Below are 15,033 nucleotides of genomic sequence, written 5' to 3' on the forward strand. Positions count from 1 at the left end.
GATTCTCGAAACATTTGCGTGAAGCGAGTGTGCCTGCCGTCGGCAGATCGACAAAAACGAAGCCAGGGGCGCCGAAATCAACCTTCAAATGTTAGAGGCGCCATGCGAGCCGTTCGGTGGCGCCGCCGTAGGCCCGGCGGAATCATCGTCGGATCAGCCCATTGATGATCGACGCCCCATCCGATCGCTCGATTGGGCTTGCCGGCCATGCGGCCTGGAATGACCGCCCGAATACAGCTGCAGTAAAATAGAAGAAGACCTGGAGGGAAACCAGGTCTTCTTCCGTCTCTGATCGGAGGTCTAGTTCAGATCAGATTAGAACGTACGCTCGAAGCGGAGAATGCCAGCCCACTGGTCCTGATTGATGGAGTCCCAGTTGGTGTAGGTGACTTCCGGCTCGATGAGCAGGTTCTTGACAGGCTTCCACTTGACGTTCGTCGTTGCCGAGAAGGTCTTGTTGTCGGTGTAGGCGAGCTGGAGGTTCCACTTCAGCTTCTCGTTGACCGGTACGCCAACGCCACCCCAAACAGCCCAGTCGCCCCAGCTCTGGCCGATCGAATCGCCAGGCGCATACTTGTTCAACTTGTCGCCATCGGTGTTCCAGGCGCCCATCAAGAAGGCCGAGAATACGCCGAAGTCAGCGTCTACGCGAGCCTTGATGGCGCCTTCTTCGACGATCGAGTCGTAACCACCAACGAGCTTGAAGCTCCATGCGCCGGCCTTATAGCCAGCACCGGCGACCACGTCAGGAGCGTAATGGTTGTGGCTGTCTTCGCCGTTTGCACCCGTGGCACCCGGGCCTGAGTTGCTGTCTTCGAGCGAGATCACAGCCGTGAAGCCGTTGCCGGCGTCGTAGTTGTAGGTGATCTGGTTGAGTTCGTACGGACCGTCGGCGATCACGTCGTCGTTGATGACGTCGCCGGCATAACCGGTGAAGACGTTGAACTGCGAGTCTTCCTTACCAACGGTGAAGCCACCGAGGCTGATACTGGCGTGTAGCAGGTTGGTAGCCGTAGCGCCGCCGTCGTTCCAGTCCCAACGCAGCTCGGTGTTGGTTTTCAGCGGGCCGTATTCGGTGTCGGTTGCCGTCTGCAGTTGCAGCTCGGCACGAGTGTGCCAGAGAGTGCCAAAGTGAGTGTCTGGGTTGTAGGCGTCGTACCACTTGCCTTCGGTACGAACCTTACCGCCGATCTTGAGGCAGGTTTCGGTGCCCGGGATGAAGAAGTAACCTGCGCCGTATGCGTCGCAAATGCGGACGTATTCCAGCGGCTCCGGCTCGGCTGCGACGATCGCGTCAGCCGCGTGAGCACCGGATACTGCTGCCAGGGCAGCAGCGGAGCCGAGAAGAAGGCTCTTGATATTCATTTTTTCTCCAATCGATTTGCCGGATCGGAACGCAGCCGGACGTCTTCCGCCACGTTCATCAATTCGGTGTTCCCTCTTACCGAAAGCCCGAAAGACTTTCGTGCTGGCACGCTAGCGGGGCTTTTGATGCATCGGAATAGAATAATTCGGAGCCGTGAAGTAATTATCGTCATAAATTCGTCAAAGATGCAAAAATACACCATAAAATCACGCGACCTTAGTATGTATATGAAGTATATTAGAAATCTATACGTATTAAACGTACCAAATGTATGTTATTAATCGAAAATATCGCAAAATAATAAGTAAAGAATACAAACTATACAATAAACACCGAGGGGGGCATGTAGCGCGAATCCTGACTCAATCTTATTCAAGTCAGTTAGATGAATTGCGGAGGGATCGGAGGTCGTGGTTTACGACCTGCCAATCTACGGGTGGAGAGGGGAAGTGCTGCTCGGCAGCGCGCCTTGAGCCGAACTTAGCGCAGGCCACTCGCGCACTCGGGCAATGCTTCAGTAGCAGGTGTCCCCCGGCCAAATGGCTGGATTACGAGATCGGCGCAATTGTGGGGCCGCGGGTCCACGGGGTTTGGCAGGCGGACTCAGCCGTGCGGAATGATTCGCAGCCGCCGAAGCAGGTCCCGCTGTGTTTTAATGGGCTTCCGCGGGGACCAATGGAACTTCCGCGCCATTGGCGTCGTAAAGCTTGCCGTTCAGGAAATAATCGCCGTCATGCAGGCCGGCAATGTCCTGATAGCGGATCAGGCGTTCCGTTCCCGCGACGAAGACCGATTGCTGATCCGAGTTTCCGGTCGTCAGGTGATTGAACAGGAGGTTCAGCGCGATCGCCATCAATGCCGCCGAGCTGATCCCGGAGTGGAAGATGGTGATGACCCATGCGGGAAAGTGTTCGTAGAAGCCCGGTGAGGCGATCGGGATCATGCCGAAGCCGATCGAGGTCGCCACGATGATGAGGTTCATGTTGTTCTCATAGTCGACCTTGGCGAGCGTGCGGATACCGCTTGCCGCGACCGTCCCGAACAGGACGAGGCCTGCCCCTCCGAGGACGGAACTCGGAACGGCGGCGACGATGCGGCCGACGATCGGCAGCAAGCCGAGAGCGACGAGAAAGAGGCCGCCGGTCGCCACCACAAATCGGCTCTTGATGCCGGTCACGGCCACGAGGCCGACATTCTGGGCAAAGGCGCTCTGGGTGAAGGAGCCGACGACCGGCGCGAGGATGCTGGAAAGCATATCGGCACGCAGGCCGTTGCCGAGCCGGCGCGCATCGACCTTGGTGCCGACGATCTCGCCGACGGCGAGGATATCCGACGAGGTTTCGACCAGCGTCACCATGATGACGATGCACATCGAGATGATCGCCGCGGTATCGAACACGGGATAGCCGAAATGGAAGATCTGCGGCAGCGCTACGAAGGGGCCGCTCGTCACCCGCGAGAAGTCCGCTATGCCGGCCGCATAGGCGATCCCGGTACCGATCATGATGGCGAGCAGGATCGATAGTCTTGATATGGCGGCACTACCCAACTTGCTGAGCAGCAGAACGATCACGAGCGTTACCGCCGCAAGCAGGATATTGGCCTGGCTGCCGAAATCCGGCGCGCTCCGGTTGCCGCCCATCGCCCAGCCCGCCGCGACCGGCATCAGCGTCAACCCGATCGTGGTGATGACGATGCCGGTGACGATCGGCGGAAAGAAGCGGGTGATGCGTGAAAAGACGGGTGTGATGAGGAGCCCGATGAAGGACGCCGCAATGACTGCGCCGAGAACGGCCGGGATGCCCCCATGTCCGGTAATGGCAATCATCGTCGCGACGCCGGAAAAGGATACGCCCTGCACCAGGGGGAGACGGCTGCCGAAGAACGGTATTCCGATCGTCTGCAGGATGGTCGCGAGACCGCCGGCAAACAGCGATGCGGTTACGAGCAGGCCGACGTCGGGAGGTGTCAGGCCCGATGCCTGGCCGATGATCAACGGAACGGCAACGATGCCACCATACATGGTCAGGACATGTTGAAGGCCATAGGCCAGATTGGCGCCAAGGCTGAGCTTTTCATCTTCGGGGGCCAGGCGTGCGGTATTTTCCTCTGCTGCTATTGCCAAGGTAATCTCCTCCATACCTTTGCGTTTCTCGTTTCCTCCAAACGAGCGTTGCACGTTACGGTGTGTGCCGTCTCATGACTTTATAGAAAAATGCGAAACACCTTACCAGAAGGCCATGCCCGCGCTGGTCTGGTTGGCGGACCGCGATCTTTCGCTGGTGGAATTGGAAGGGGGGAACGCTCCATGCAGCCGACACGGAGCAGCGACTTTATATCCCCTCGCGTCGACACAAGTGACGATGCGGTCATGGAGGCCGGTTCAGTCTCGCGAAAGAATACATGGGCAGAAACATATAGTCCATTTTCGGGCTCGAGTATCATTCAGAAGATTTGGGTGGGGTATAATGAGCGAGTATCAAAACAAGGCGGTCAGGTTGTTGGCTTCGAGCGTCGGCCACGAGTCGCTGCTGGATTTGAACGATCGCCGGGATGCGTTTTTATATCGAGCTCTGGAGCTCTATTTCGCTGCCGGCGGCGCCTTGGATGCAATCCAGCCGATCATCGAGAAAGTCTATTCGCAGAACAAGCCACGCGTGGATATAGCTGTTGGCGATGTGCTTTATAAATTGGCCGGCGTCGGTCATGCAGCCGATATCGATATCATACAGGCAGGTTATAATAAGCTTGATGACACCAAGCAGAAACTTGCGGGCGAGAACCTCCATCTTTCCCGATAGGAGAGTTGGCCTGCCTCGTCAGCGGCCGCAGAATTGGGACAAAATCATTTGGTCCCCTTAATACCTCGCGTCCTGGAACCGCCTCCATCTTCCGGGGGGATGGCGGATTTTGATGGCACGATGAACCCTGGATGAGTTCGTGCACGCATCGTGCATTCTTTTTCGATTTGTGAAACTACCTTGCGCAGCGATAGGGTTTCTATCTGGAACTTGCGCGCCTTTTGCACGCTCTTGCTGATATTCTGAGCATCAGTGATTTGAGGCGCTGCGGGAGGGAAAATACTCAAGATGGCCGAGAATGCGATCTATGTGTACCAGTCGATTGCACGTGCGGTTTGCGATCACGATGCCGGCACGATGTTCGGCCTCATGGGGGATGCCAACCTCTTCATGATCGACCACTATGTACGCGGATGCGGCGGCCGCTTCGTGCCGGCGGCCCATGAGGGAAGCTCGGTCCTTATGGCGCTCGCCTATGCCCATGTCTCCGGAAAGGTTGGTGTGGCCAGCGTGACTCACGGTCCGGCTTTGACCAATTGCGTCACCGCGCTCACCGAAGGTGCCCGCGGTTCCATCCCCATGGTGCTGCTGGCGGGTGACACGCCGGTCGTCAACCCGCACCATCTGCAGAGCATCGACCAGCGCGAGGTGGTCAAGGCCACCGGCGCCGGCTTCGAGCAGATGCGCTCGCCAGAAACGGCAACGTGGGACGTTGCCCGCGCTTTCTATCGTGCGAGAGTCGAGCGGCGCCCGATCGTCTTGAATATGCCGGCCGATTTCATGTGGTGCGAGCAGGCCCACATGCGGGCCGTGTTCGAAGTCTTCGATGCCCCCGGATATGTGCCTGAAGGAGATGGGTTGGACAGGGCCATTGGCATAATCGCCTCTGCAAAGCGTCCGCTCATCCTCGCGGGCGGCGGGGCTTGCGCTGCGCGCGATCAGCTTATCCGCCTGGCGGACCGGCTGGAGGCTCCGCTTGCGACGACCTTAAAAGCAAAGGGGCTCTTCGGTGGCCATCCCTATAATATGGACATTTTCGGCACGCTCAGCACCCCTGCCGCCTATGACCTGATCGCCAGGACGGATTGCCTGATCTGCTTCGGAGCGGGATTGCATGATTTCACCACTGACAGGGGCAAGCTCCTGAAGGGTAAGCGCGTCGTCCAGATTGACATGGATGCGCGCGCGATCGGCAAGAACATTCATCCGGATGCGGCCTTGGTGGCCGATTCAGGCCTGACGGCAGACAATTTCGTCCATTGGCTGGATGCGGCTGAAATTCCGCCGAGCGGCTTCACGCAAGAACTGGATGTTCCATCGCTGACCACCCATCCACGCGATCAGCGCGGCAAGACGAGCGCGGGATATGTGAACTACATCTGGGCGCTCGAAGAGCTGGAAAAGGCCCTGCCGAAGAACCGAGTGCTTGTGACCGACGGCGGGCGTTTCATGACCGAGGTCTGGTGCCGGATTTCCGTCAGCGACCCGCGGAGTTTTGTCGTGACGGCAAATTTTGGCTCGATCGGCCTGGGATTGCAGGAAGCGATTGGCGCAAGCGTCGCCGCGCCGGATCGCCCGGTGGTGCTTTTCACCGGCGATGGCGGTTTCATGATGAGCGGCGTCAACGAGTTCAATACCGCCGTGCGCCTCGGGCAGGACCTGATCGTCATCGTCTGCAATGATTCCGCCTATGGGGCCGAACATATCCAATTTCGTGATCGCAGCATGGATCCGGGGCTAACCCAGTTCAACTGGCCTTCCTTTGCCGAGGTCGCGACTGCGCTCGGCGGACACGGGGTTGCGGTCAGCTCGGCTCATGAGCTTGAAGGGGCTCTGGACGCCATCAGGAATCGTAGCCGCCCGGTGCTGATCGAGCTGCGCCTCGATCCCAACGATGTGCCACGGATGCGCATCTGACGATCTTTTTCGCTGTCGCGAAAGGCAAATCACCTTCTAGGGGCAAGGTGGGGATATCAACTGATAATTTGGTGTGGGCTGCCGTCTGTGCGTCGGGGTGCTTACCGAGGCGTCTCCGCCGGATCGTTGCGATGCGGTGTCGATGACTGTAAAGCAGAAGAGGTTGCGCTGGGGCTTGGCGTGGAATCACGATAATTGCGATGCGCCGATGTATTTGGGTTCTGATCCATGAATGAAAAGAAAGATATTGCCGGGCTCTGCAAGGAGAAGGGACTGCGCTTGACGGCACCGAGGCAGGCAATAGCCAAGGTTCTGTCTGAGGCGTCGGATCATCCGGACGCGCTGGAAATTCATCGCCGCGTCACGGCGATCGATCCCGGCATCGCGATCGCCACCGTTTACCGCACGCTGAGCATCCTTGAGGAAAACGGCATTCTCGAGCGTCATTCCTTCGGAAACGGTCCGGCGCGTTTCGAAAGTGCAGATCAGGAGCATCACGACCATCTGATCAATATGGAGACCGGCACGATCACCGAATTCCGGTCCGATGAAATCGAGCGCCTTCAGGAAGAGATTGCGCGCAAGCATGGTTTCGAGATCGTCGGGCACAAGCTCGAGATCTATGTCAGACCCTTGAAAAGAGCGCGCGGCCGCAAAAACATCGGATAATCCGGCGGCCACAGGTTGTTCGAGAAAATGAGCTTTGCCCCTGGTGCCCGCTGAATATCTCCCGGCGTCGGCTGGTATTCGTGGATCTGCGCGCCCGGCTTGGCGATGGATTCAACGGTCGCGTCATCACTCGCAACGTTCCTTGCCATGTCGGCGATGATCGTGAAGGTCGTAACCGCTTTGAATTTTCTTCAACAATGCTGGGGACCGCCGCCAGGGCGGCGGCAAATGCGCCCGCCATTTCCGCCAGGGCAAATCGTCCGACGTCGTCGAACATATAATCTCCAGCTTCATATTAAGAGCTAAATGCATCTAGCAGGCGGTCCCGTTCTCTTTGCAATTGATACTGATTTGCAAAAATGGTTGACGCTCGCTCGATTTCCCATATCTTGCAATTAAGAATGAATTGCAAATAAGAATCTACCGCAGACCCCCAGGCTGGAGAAATGCGATGACTGAAATAGTGAGGCAATCGACATTGTCGGAACGGACGGATGAGCAGATCCGAGAGGTGCTGGCTGGACGGCGGCGAGGTGTCCGCGCGATGCTGCTCTTTGCCGGCCCCGCCATGATCGCCTCCATCGCCTACATGGATCCCGGCAACTTCGCGACGAATATCCAGGCAGGCTCCAGCTATGGTTATTCGCTGCTATGGGTGGTGCTGATGGCGAATCTGATCGCCATGCTGTTCCAGGCGCTGTCGGCCAAGCTCGGCATCGTCACCGGCCGCAATCTCGCCGAGATATGCCACGATCGGTTTTCGACGCCGGTTCGCATCGCGATGTGGATTGTCAGCGAGGTTGCCGCCATGGCGACCGATCTTGCCGAGTTCCTCGGGGGCGCCATCGGGCTGTCGCTGCTCTTCCAGATGCCGCTTTTGGCCGGGATGGCGGTGACCGCCATCGTCACGTATGGCGTCCTGTTGTTCGAGGGCCGCGGCTTCCGGCCGATGGAACTCATCATCGGCGCGTTGGTGGCCGTCATCGGCCTTTGCTACGTCATCGAAATGTTCATCGCGCCGGTGGCCTGGGGGCAGGTCGGCTTGGGGCTCGTGACCCCATCCATGCCTGACATGACTGCGTTGACCATCTCTGTCGGCATTATCGGCGCAACGGTCATGCCGCATGCCGTCTATCTGCATTCCGGCCTCACGCAGCATCGCGCGCCGGCCCGCAATGATTTCGAGCGGCGCAAGCTGGTCCGTTTTTCGAATTGGGAGTGCATCATCGCACTGGCGGTGGCCGGTGCCGTCAATATCGCCATGGTGGTCATGGCGTCGGCCGCCTTCCATGCCGGCCATCCCGAGGTCGCCGAGATCGAGACCGCCTATCACATGCTGACGCCGCTTCTGGGCGGCGCGGCGGCCGCCGTCTTCCTGGTGTCGCTTATGGCTTCAGGCATTTCGTCGTCGGCTGTCGGCACCATGGCCGGTCAGATGATCATGCAGGGCTTCGTCGGCTTCCATATTCCGATCTGGGTGCGCCGTCTCGTGACGATGCTGCCGGCCTTCGCGGTCGTTCTCTTCGGCGTCAATACGACCGATGCCTTGCTCTATAGCCAGGTCGTCTTGTCCTTCGCGCTGCCGGTTCCGATGATCGCGCTTGTCATGTTCACGCGTAATCGCGCCATCATGGGGGATTTCGCAAACGGCCGGATGACCGATATCGCCGCGATCGTCGGAACGATCGTGATCCTGTGCCTGAACGTGATCCTGCTTCTGCAGACTTTCGGCATTCCGATCCCTGGGCTCGCCTGAGACCGCCGCGCCTGCTCCCCAGAGAAAGCCGGCCCGAGAAATATCGCGTGGTCGGAGGGAAGGGCGGCAGGCCGATGGTTGGCCGTTCGACGCCTGCTTTTGATTTGCCGCAATCGCGTATTCTTCTGCGAGGCGGTAGATGTCTTCAATACAGTCGATTTTGCCGCGGAGTTCGGTGGAGTTGCTGGGGATTTCGAGGCTGATCTGTCATCAATGAGATATAGGGTTTCGATGAAGTCGAACGATACGATGCTGAATTCTTCCTGGCCCCATTCCGGCGTCAATTCAGCGGGGAGGACTTCATGGCGGGCTTGATCCGCGTCTATCGCTATCTGCTTGCCATGCTCGCTTTATCGGGTATCGCGGTCTCATATATCGCCATCACACCGGGCGTGCATGTTTCACGGCTGACGATGACGGTGAATTTCTTCAGCTATTTCACCATGCAATCCAATCTTCTGCTCGCTGTGATACTACTTTGCGCGCAAACTGCGCCGCTCTCGTCGATCGGCAAATGGGCGAACAAGCCGTCGGTACGAAGCGCCCTTCTTCTTTACGTGGGGATCGCCGGCATCGTTTACGCTTTGATGCTAAGGGACGTTTGGCACCCTCGCGGGTGGCAATTGTTCGGAGACCAGATACTCCATTATTGCGTTCCGCTGCTGTACGCCGCGGATTGGATTTTTCTGAGTGAGCGCGGCAGGCTTTCCTGGCGCGATGTGCTCTGGTGGTTGGCTTTTCCCGCGGCACACTCCGCTTATACGCTTGCGCATGGATATGTCTCCCACTTCTATCCATACCCGTTCCTGGATGTCCGCGATATCGGCCTTGAAGCGGTCCTTCTGAACATGGGGTTCCTGGCATCGGCCCTGCTGGTTTTGGGGGGAGTGCTGACTTTTCTCGACTGGGTCAGTGCCAGGCAACGGACTTTTCGGCGCGCATAGGAAATGTTGTCACGAAGGCAAATTCGTCACTGACCAATATGCCCCCGCGCGGCTCTTGTTGGAACTTGGCGGCCCGCTCATTCCGCCAGTTGCGTGACGGCGGCTGAGCCGGACGCACGCGTGCCGGAAAGGCTTGCTTGTCCGAGCGCTACCACCGCGACGGTTGTGATGCTCGCCGCGACCGAAACCCAGAAGCCGTTTGCGGGCCCGAAGCTGTCCACCACCCAGCCGGAGACGAAGGCACCGAGTGCCATGCCGATACCGATGCCGGTCATCACCCAGGTCACGCCTTCGGTCAGCATGGCTTCGGGCACGCGTCGTTCGATCAATCCGAAGGCGGTGATGAAGGTGGGGGAAATGGCAACGCCGCTGAGGAAGACGGCAAAGGCAAGCAGAGCGACCGAGGTGCTGGCAGCCAGAAGCGGCAGGGAGGTAAGGGCGAGAACGCTGACGGCCACCAGCAACTGGCGCTGCAATGGCATCTTGAGGTTCAGCGCTCCGATGATGAGACCGACGATGAAGGAGCCGAGCGCATAGACGCCGATGACGATGCTGGCGGCACCCGGCTCCCCCAGTTGCTTGGTGATGGCAACGGCACTCACTTCCGCCGTGGCGAAGGTGGCGCCGACGAAGATCAGGGCGAGCGTGATGATCTGGACCGGCCGCAGCCGGATCGCCGAGCGTTGCGAGCCTGCGGAGCCAGCCGCGCGCACCTTCGGCTCCGTCGATCGCTGCGCCAGGAAGGCCGCCGATCCAAGCGCGAGGAAGATGGTGCTGACGACCATGCCGGCTTCCGGGAACAGCGAGACCGCTAGCCCGACGGAAAGAGATGCACCCATGATGTAGACGAGCTCGTCGGCGGCGGATTCGAAGGCGAAGGCTGTATTCAATTCGGGCCGGTCCCGGAAGATCTCCGTCCAGCGGGCGCGTACCATTGCCGGTATGCTCGGCATGATTGCCGCGAAGAAGGCCGAGGTAAACAGTGTCCAGGCCGGCCAGACTTGGTTTGCGGCGATAATGAGAATGATGAAGGCGATGACCGAGAGTATGGTGGCGGGCGTAACGACCGCACGCTGACCGAGCCGGTCGACGAGGCGCGATATCTGCGGCGAGACAAACGCATTGGTCAGGGCGAAGGTCGCCGAAACGGCGCCGGCCAGCCAATATTCACCGCGCGTCTGAGACAGCATGGCGACGATGCCGATGGGAGCCATGGCAAGCGGAAGACGGGCAAAGAAGGCCGCGGCCGAAAAGCTCCTGGCGCCTGGTGCGCGGAAAATCGCTCTGTACGGATTGGACATCGGAACATTCCCTGTATTGAACGAAATGGCCGCAAACATACGCGGCGTATGTGAATGAAGTAATTGCATACGCGGCGTATGTCAACTAATATACGTGGCGTATGCAAATTAATGTGCGTGATCGACGGAGACGCAATGCGCAAACCTCGCAGTGAAATGATCGCGGAGACGCGAGCCAAGCTGTTGGCTGCCGGCCGTAAGGCATTCGGTAGCGTCGGCTATGCCGATGCATCGATGGACGACTTTACAGCGGACGCCGGACTGACGCGGGGCGCACTTTATCATCATTTCGGCGACAAGAAGGGGCTTCTGCAGGCCGTCGTCAGCGAGATCGATGCGGAAATGACCACAAGGCTCTGTCAGATCGCGTCGAAAGCGCCGTCGCGCTGGCAGGCATTCGTCGACGAGAATGTCGGTTATGTCGAGATGGCGCTGGAGCCGGAAATCCAGCGCATCATGTTTCGTGACGGGCCTGCCGTGCTCGGCGAGCCTTCCGGATGGCCGAGCGCCAACGGTTGTATCGCCACGATCAGAGAAAGCCTTCGTTGCCTTCGCGAGGAGGGCATCATCGTTGATATCGACGTGGAAGCCGGTGCTCGCCTCATCAATGCTGCAAGCAGCTGTGCCGCGCAGTGGATCGCCAATTCGGACGATCCCGAGACGACCTCAAAACGGGCGGTGGGCGCATTCCGGACTTTCCTTGAGGGCTTGCGGGTCGACAACGGTTGATCGGTCTGAGTTCGCTTAGTCGGCCTTTGCGGCGGTGAAGACCGCCAGTTGAGCCTCGAAGGCCCGCTTGTATGCCGGCCGGGCCTCGCCGCGGGCGACATAGGCGCAGAGGTTCGGATATTCCTGCAACAGCCCCGAGTCCTTCAGCCTGAGCAGGACCGATATCATCAAAAGATCGCCGGCACTGAATGCATCCTCGAGCCAGTCGGCGCTGCCGAGGCGATCGGAAAGTTCGTTCAGCCGCTGGTGGATGCGCTCATCGATCATGGACAGGCGCTGCTGGTACCAAATCTGATCGCGCTCCTGGATTCTTGCGATTGCGCGATCGATGATCGGCGGCTCCACCGTGGAGAGCGCAGCAAACATCCATGTGATCGCCCGTGCCCGCGCCTTGGCGTCGTCCGGCAGCAGCCCGGCATGACGCTCCGCGATATGGAACACGATCGACCCCGATTCGAACAAGACAAGGCCGTCCTCTTCATAGGTCGGGATCTGCCCGAAGGGATGAAGAGCGAGATGCGCAGGCTCCTTCATCGCCTTGAAGGAGAGGAGGCGCACCTCATAAGGCTGGCCGACTTCTTCGAGCGCCCAGCGAACGCGCATGTCGCGCGCCAGGCCTCTGCCGCGATCCGGCGATTTTTCAAAGGCGGTGATCGTTATCGTCATTGCTGCTCTCCGTGGCTTTGTCTGGCTTAAAGACGATCGGCTGAGCGAGAATCCGACACTCCATTTTCGAGATGGTTTTCAGAGCCGGGAACGATGCGTGCCAGTGCATCTCATTTCGCAGTTCGACTGCCTGCTGATCAGTTCATGGGTAAGCCGCGCGGCAGACGCGCGTGATGAGATTGCGCAGCCATTTATGAGCGGGGTCGGCGTCGACGCGCGGATGCCATATCGCGGCTACGAGTATTTCCGGCGTTTCAAACGGCAATTCAAAGCTTCGAATACCAAACTCGCCCACCGGCTCGTTCAGCTTGCTCTTGCCGAGGCAGGAGAGGGGGACAGCCGCGATGAAATCCGTCGAAGCTGCAATTCTCATCGCATCCGGAAAACCAGGCACCACGACGCGGATTTCCCGTTTCAGACCTTTCCTTTCCAAGGCCTCATCGACCGTTTCGGCAAATTCTCCCTTTCTGGACGTGGCGAGGTGACGGCAGGCCGCATAGCGCTTTGCCGTTACCGGCCCGCCCGTCAGCAGAGGATGACCTTCCCGCGCCACTCCAACCAGCCGATCGCGAAGCAGAAGCCGCGTGCGCAGCTCGGGCGCAGGCACGCCTAAGACGCCGATTTCCAGATCGATCAATCCTTCCCGCAACATGTGTGGCTCCTTGTCGCGCTTGAGCACGAAGCGGATGCGAACGCGGGGTGCGGCCTCCGTGATGGCCGCGACAAGGGGCGCAGACAAAAGCTCAAGAAAGGCTTCGCTCACGCGGATCGAAAATGTAGTCTCCAATGTGGTAACGTCGAGTTCGCCGGCCGCAGGCCGAAGAATGGCGCGCGCATCCAGTGTGACGGCATGAACGCGATCCCGAAGGGTCTCGGCAAAGCGTGTCGGCACGAGGGATCTGCCTGCCCTGACAAGCAACGGATCCCCCGTCACGGCACGCAGCCGCGACAGCGTGCGGCTCATGGCGGAAGGGCTCAAGCCAAGACGCTTTGCCGCTTCCGTCACACTCCCCTCGGCAAGCAGGACGTCAAGGGCGATGAGAAGATTGAGATCTATGTCTTCCATGGCATTTGGGTAGACCAGATCGATCGCCATGCCTAGCGTCCGACGCAACTATTCTTTGCATCCTGTGCGTCTGGAGAAATCCGGATCGGGCTTTCATATTGGGCTCACAGCAAACAAAGGAGGCGTGCCCATGCCGTCATCATCATTGTCCACCGGCAGCATCCTGATCATCGGTGCATCACGCGGTCTCGGCCATGCCATGGCCGAAGAATTCTTCAAGAAGGGCTGGTCCGTCGTCGGCACGGTGCGGGCATCGACGGCGAAGACGAAACTGCACGATCTGGCGGACCGTTCCGATGGCCGCGTCACCATCGAAACGCTCGACATCAACGAGCCGGAACAGCTCGCCTCGTTGCGCGCGCGCCTCGACGGCCGCGTCTTCGACATGCTGTTCGTCAATGCGGGAACGACGAATGTCCCGACCGAGACGATAGCGGAGGTGACGACGGAGGAGTTCGTGCGCGTCATGGTGACGAATGCGCTAAGCCCGATGCGGAGCGTGGAAGGATTGCAGGACCTCGTTTCGCCGACGGGGCTGATCGGCGTCATGTCCTCGGGCCAGGGGAGCGTCAGCAACAATACCACGGGCATGCGGGAGGTCTATCGCGGCAGCAAGGCGGCCTTGAACACGTTGATGCGCAGCTATGCCGCCCGGCACGCGGATGACGCGCGTGCATTGGTGCTCATGGCTCCCGGGTGGGTCAAGACCGATCTGGGCGGTCCCGACGGGCGGCTGACGATCGAGGAAAGCATTCCGAACCTGGTGAATGTACTTCTCGGCCAGCAAGGGAAGCGAGGCCTTGAATATCTGGATTATCTCGGCCGAACGGTTCCCTGGTGATCCGTCGTCAACGTAGCACATCAGCCTTGAGGTACCGCTGGATTGGAGCCGGCGCCCGGGATTGGGCTGACGATTGTTCGGCGGATCGCCGAATACATCACGGAAATGAATCGAAGCTGGCCGACCGATTCAAAACACTCGTTGGACCGCAGCCGCGCGATCGACGATTCTTCCGGCATGCTTACTCAGCCCTATCATCTCTATATCGAGCGCACCAATGCCGCGAAGAACATGGCACGCTACTATGTGCTGGAGATATCGACGACCCTGTTCGGCGATACGTGTCTTACGCGACGATGGGGCCGCATAGGCTTCAGCGGACAGACGATGGCGCATCATTTCGAGGATGAAAGGGATGCCGTCAGACTGTTCCTCGCACTGACGCGGCAGAAACGGGCAAAGGGCTACCGCCCATGCCCCGTGCGAAGCAGGGCGCTCACATGATTTCCATGGCGCCCGAGTGCACTACCCGAGATCTCGGGTAGTGACGTGTCCATAATGATTAGAGCGGTCTGACGTTTTCCGCCTTCGACTTGCCCGTCTTCCGGTCCTGACCCAGATCGTAAGAGACGGATTGCCCCTCCCTGAGCACATTGCCGTATTGCAGGGCGGAGACGTGAACGAAAACGTCAGGTCCCCCGCTTTCCGGCGTAATGAAGCCAAAGCCCTTGTCGGTGTTGAAAAACTTAACCGTGCCAGTTGGCATGAAATCCCCATGTCTTTGCAGTTGATCGCGGCGGCAACCTAGCGGGCAACTGCTGTCAGATCAAGCACATCTGCTAATGGCGCCCGTCAGGTCCTGTGATCAAACGTGTTTTTTCGCACCAGATCGTCTTTGAAGTCTTGTATCAGCGATAGCCATTCCTTCCGTGACTCGGCTTTGCCTGCTTTCGTCGAGCATTCGCGCAGCTCCGGTCATCCGCGGTAACTGGAATCTGATAGAACTCTGATGGACTAGCCAGCAAAAGGATCTATTC

At 59.0% G+C, this 15,033-nt stretch carries 14 protein-coding genes and 1 pseudogene; 8 read left to right on the plus strand and 7 right to left on the minus strand.

Annotated features, from left to right (window positions below):
• Positions 1 to 315: 315 nt before the first annotated feature.
• Both FBZ99_RS19450 and FBZ99_RS19455 read right to left on the minus strand, forming a co-directional pair.
• Positions 316 to 1,365 (minus strand): porin, encoded by a 1,050-nt coding sequence (locus FBZ99_RS19450; protein ID WP_113331171.1) that lies wholly within the window; start codon positions 1,363 to 1,365, stop codon positions 316 to 318.
• Between the two features lie 653 nt (positions 1,366 to 2,018).
• On the minus strand, positions 2,019 to 3,491 hold the full coding sequence (locus tag FBZ99_RS19455) for a nucleobase:cation symporter-2 family protein (RefSeq protein WP_145634367.1): 1,473 nt from the start codon (positions 3,489 to 3,491) through the stop codon (positions 2,019 to 2,021).
• A 343-nt stretch (positions 3,492 to 3,834) separates the two neighbouring features.
• Between FBZ99_RS19455 and FBZ99_RS19460 the strand changes: the two genes are divergently transcribed.
• The 3 genes from FBZ99_RS19460 (at position 3,835) to FBZ99_RS19470 (ending at position 6,753) form a co-directional block, all read left to right on the plus strand.
• Positions 3,835 to 4,167 carry a hypothetical protein gene (locus tag FBZ99_RS19460; protein ID WP_229002209.1) on the plus strand — a complete coding sequence of 111 codons (333 nt, stop codon included), beginning with the start codon at positions 3,835 to 3,837 and terminating at the stop codon, positions 4,165 to 4,167.
• 288 nt (positions 4,168 to 4,455) lie between these two features.
• The gene (locus FBZ99_RS19465; protein ID WP_113353288.1) at positions 4,456 to 6,084 is read left to right on the plus strand and encodes a thiamine pyrophosphate-binding protein; all 1,629 of its coding nucleotides are present in this window, start codon (positions 4,456 to 4,458) and stop codon (positions 6,082 to 6,084) included.
• Between the two features lie 228 nt (positions 6,085 to 6,312).
• Positions 6,313 to 6,753, plus strand: coding sequence for a Fur family transcriptional regulator (locus tag FBZ99_RS19470; RefSeq protein ID WP_145321404.1), 441 nt, complete (start codon positions 6,313 to 6,315; stop codon positions 6,751 to 6,753).
• Between the two features lie 11 nt (positions 6,754 to 6,764).
• Here the strand turns inward: FBZ99_RS19470 and FBZ99_RS19475 are convergent.
• Positions 6,765 to 6,994 (minus strand): annotated as a pseudogene (locus tag FBZ99_RS19475) (metal ABC transporter solute-binding protein, Zn/Mn family); the annotation flags it as partial.
• A 210-nt stretch (positions 6,995 to 7,204) separates the two neighbouring features.
• Here FBZ99_RS19475 and FBZ99_RS19480 point away from each other — a divergent pair.
• Positions 7,205 to 8,509, plus strand: a complete 1,305-nt coding sequence (locus tag FBZ99_RS19480; RefSeq protein ID WP_145634370.1) for an Nramp family divalent metal transporter — start codon at positions 7,205 to 7,207, stop codon at positions 8,507 to 8,509.
• A 302-nt stretch (positions 8,510 to 8,811) separates the two neighbouring features.
• Positions 8,812 to 9,453, plus strand: a complete 642-nt coding sequence (locus FBZ99_RS19490) for a Pr6Pr family membrane protein (RefSeq protein WP_246661144.1) — start codon at positions 8,812 to 8,814, stop codon at positions 9,451 to 9,453.
• A gap of 77 nt (positions 9,454 to 9,530) precedes the next feature.
• Here the strand turns inward: FBZ99_RS19490 and FBZ99_RS19495 are convergent, their stop codons facing one another.
• Complete coding sequence (locus FBZ99_RS19495; RefSeq protein ID WP_113388754.1) at positions 9,531 to 10,754, minus strand: MFS transporter; 1,224 nt, start codon at positions 10,752 to 10,754, stop codon at positions 9,531 to 9,533.
• A 135-nt stretch (positions 10,755 to 10,889) separates the two neighbouring features.
• Here FBZ99_RS19495 and FBZ99_RS19500 point away from each other — a divergent pair, with 135 nt between their 5' ends.
• Positions 10,890 to 11,483 carry a TetR/AcrR family transcriptional regulator gene (locus tag FBZ99_RS19500; protein ID WP_162748838.1) on the plus strand — a complete coding sequence of 198 codons (594 nt, stop codon included), beginning with the start codon at positions 10,890 to 10,892 and terminating at the stop codon, positions 11,481 to 11,483.
• Positions 11,484 to 11,498: 15 nt separating this feature from the next.
• On the opposite strand, the gene FBZ99_RS19505 is transcribed toward FBZ99_RS19500, so the two are convergent.
• Both FBZ99_RS19505 and FBZ99_RS19510 read right to left on the minus strand, forming a co-directional pair.
• Positions 11,499 to 12,149, minus strand: a complete 651-nt coding sequence (locus FBZ99_RS19505) for a glutathione S-transferase family protein (RefSeq protein WP_145634373.1) — start codon at positions 12,147 to 12,149, stop codon at positions 11,499 to 11,501.
• Between the two features lie 142 nt (positions 12,150 to 12,291).
• A complete protein-coding gene (locus FBZ99_RS19510; RefSeq protein WP_113353568.1) occupies positions 12,292 to 13,215 on the minus strand; it encodes a LysR family transcriptional regulator in 924 nt (307 codons plus the stop codon).
• A gap of 130 nt (positions 13,216 to 13,345) precedes the next feature.
• On the opposite strand from FBZ99_RS19510, the gene FBZ99_RS19515 reads away from it, so the two are divergent.
• Together FBZ99_RS19515 and FBZ99_RS19520 are read left to right on the plus strand one after the other, a co-directional pair.
• Positions 13,346 to 14,056, plus strand: coding sequence for an SDR family NAD(P)-dependent oxidoreductase (locus FBZ99_RS19515; RefSeq protein ID WP_113353284.1), 711 nt, complete (start codon positions 13,346 to 13,348; stop codon positions 14,054 to 14,056).
• A 177-nt stretch (positions 14,057 to 14,233) separates the two neighbouring features.
• The gene (locus FBZ99_RS19520) at positions 14,234 to 14,500 is read left to right on the plus strand and encodes a WGR domain-containing protein (RefSeq protein WP_113353567.1); all 267 of its coding nucleotides are present in this window, start codon (positions 14,234 to 14,236) and stop codon (positions 14,498 to 14,500) included.
• Between the two features lie 58 nt (positions 14,501 to 14,558).
• Here FBZ99_RS19520 and FBZ99_RS19525 read toward each other — a convergent pair whose 3' ends face one another.
• A complete protein-coding gene (locus FBZ99_RS19525) occupies positions 14,559 to 14,762 on the minus strand; it encodes a cold-shock protein (RefSeq protein WP_047631453.1) in 204 nt (67 codons plus the stop codon).
• Between the last annotated feature and the right edge of the window lie 271 nt (positions 14,763 to 15,033).

The organism is Rhizobium sp. ERR 1071 (assembly GCF_007828675.1).
GTDB lineage: Bacteria > Pseudomonadota > Alphaproteobacteria > Rhizobiales > Rhizobiaceae > Rhizobium > Rhizobium dioscoreae.

Bases quoted from the DNA above. Each gene is read 5' to 3' on its own strand.
- FBZ99_RS19465 (WP_113353288.1), top strand. From the start codon at position 4,456: ATGGCCGAGAATGCGATCTATGTGTACCAGTCGATTGCACGTGCGGTT.
- FBZ99_RS19460 (WP_229002209.1), top strand. From the start codon at position 3,835: ATGAGCGAGTATCAAAACAAGGCGGTCAGGTTGTTGGCTTCGAGCGTC.
- FBZ99_RS19505 (WP_145634373.1), bottom strand. From the start codon at position 12,149: ATGACGATAACGATCACCGCCTTTGAAAAATCGCCGGATCGCGGCAGA.
- FBZ99_RS19520 (WP_113353567.1), top strand. From the start codon at position 14,234: ATGCTTACTCAGCCCTATCATCTCTATATCGAGCGCACCAATGCCGCG.
- FBZ99_RS19495 (WP_113388754.1), bottom strand. From the start codon at position 10,754: ATGTCCAATCCGTACAGAGCGATTTTCCGCGCACCAGGCGCCAGGAGC.
- FBZ99_RS19510 (WP_113353568.1), bottom strand. From the start codon at position 13,215: ATGGAAGACATAGATCTCAATCTTCTCATCGCCCTTGACGTCCTGCTT.
- FBZ99_RS19525 (WP_047631453.1), bottom strand. From the start codon at position 14,762: ATGCCAACTGGCACGGTTAAGTTTTTCAACACCGACAAGGGCTTTGGC.
- FBZ99_RS19490 (WP_246661144.1), top strand. From the start codon at position 8,812: ATGGCGGGCTTGATCCGCGTCTATCGCTATCTGCTTGCCATGCTCGCT.
- FBZ99_RS19500 (WP_162748838.1), top strand. From the start codon at position 10,890: ATGCGCAAACCTCGCAGTGAAATGATCGCGGAGACGCGAGCCAAGCTG.
- FBZ99_RS19515 (WP_113353284.1), top strand. From the start codon at position 13,346: ATGCCGTCATCATCATTGTCCACCGGCAGCATCCTGATCATCGGTGCA.
- FBZ99_RS19470 (WP_145321404.1), top strand. From the start codon at position 6,313: ATGAATGAAAAGAAAGATATTGCCGGGCTCTGCAAGGAGAAGGGACTG.
- FBZ99_RS19480 (WP_145634370.1), top strand. From the start codon at position 7,205: ATGACTGAAATAGTGAGGCAATCGACATTGTCGGAACGGACGGATGAG.
- FBZ99_RS19450 (WP_113331171.1), bottom strand. From the start codon at position 1,365: ATGAATATCAAGAGCCTTCTTCTCGGCTCCGCTGCTGCCCTGGCAGCA.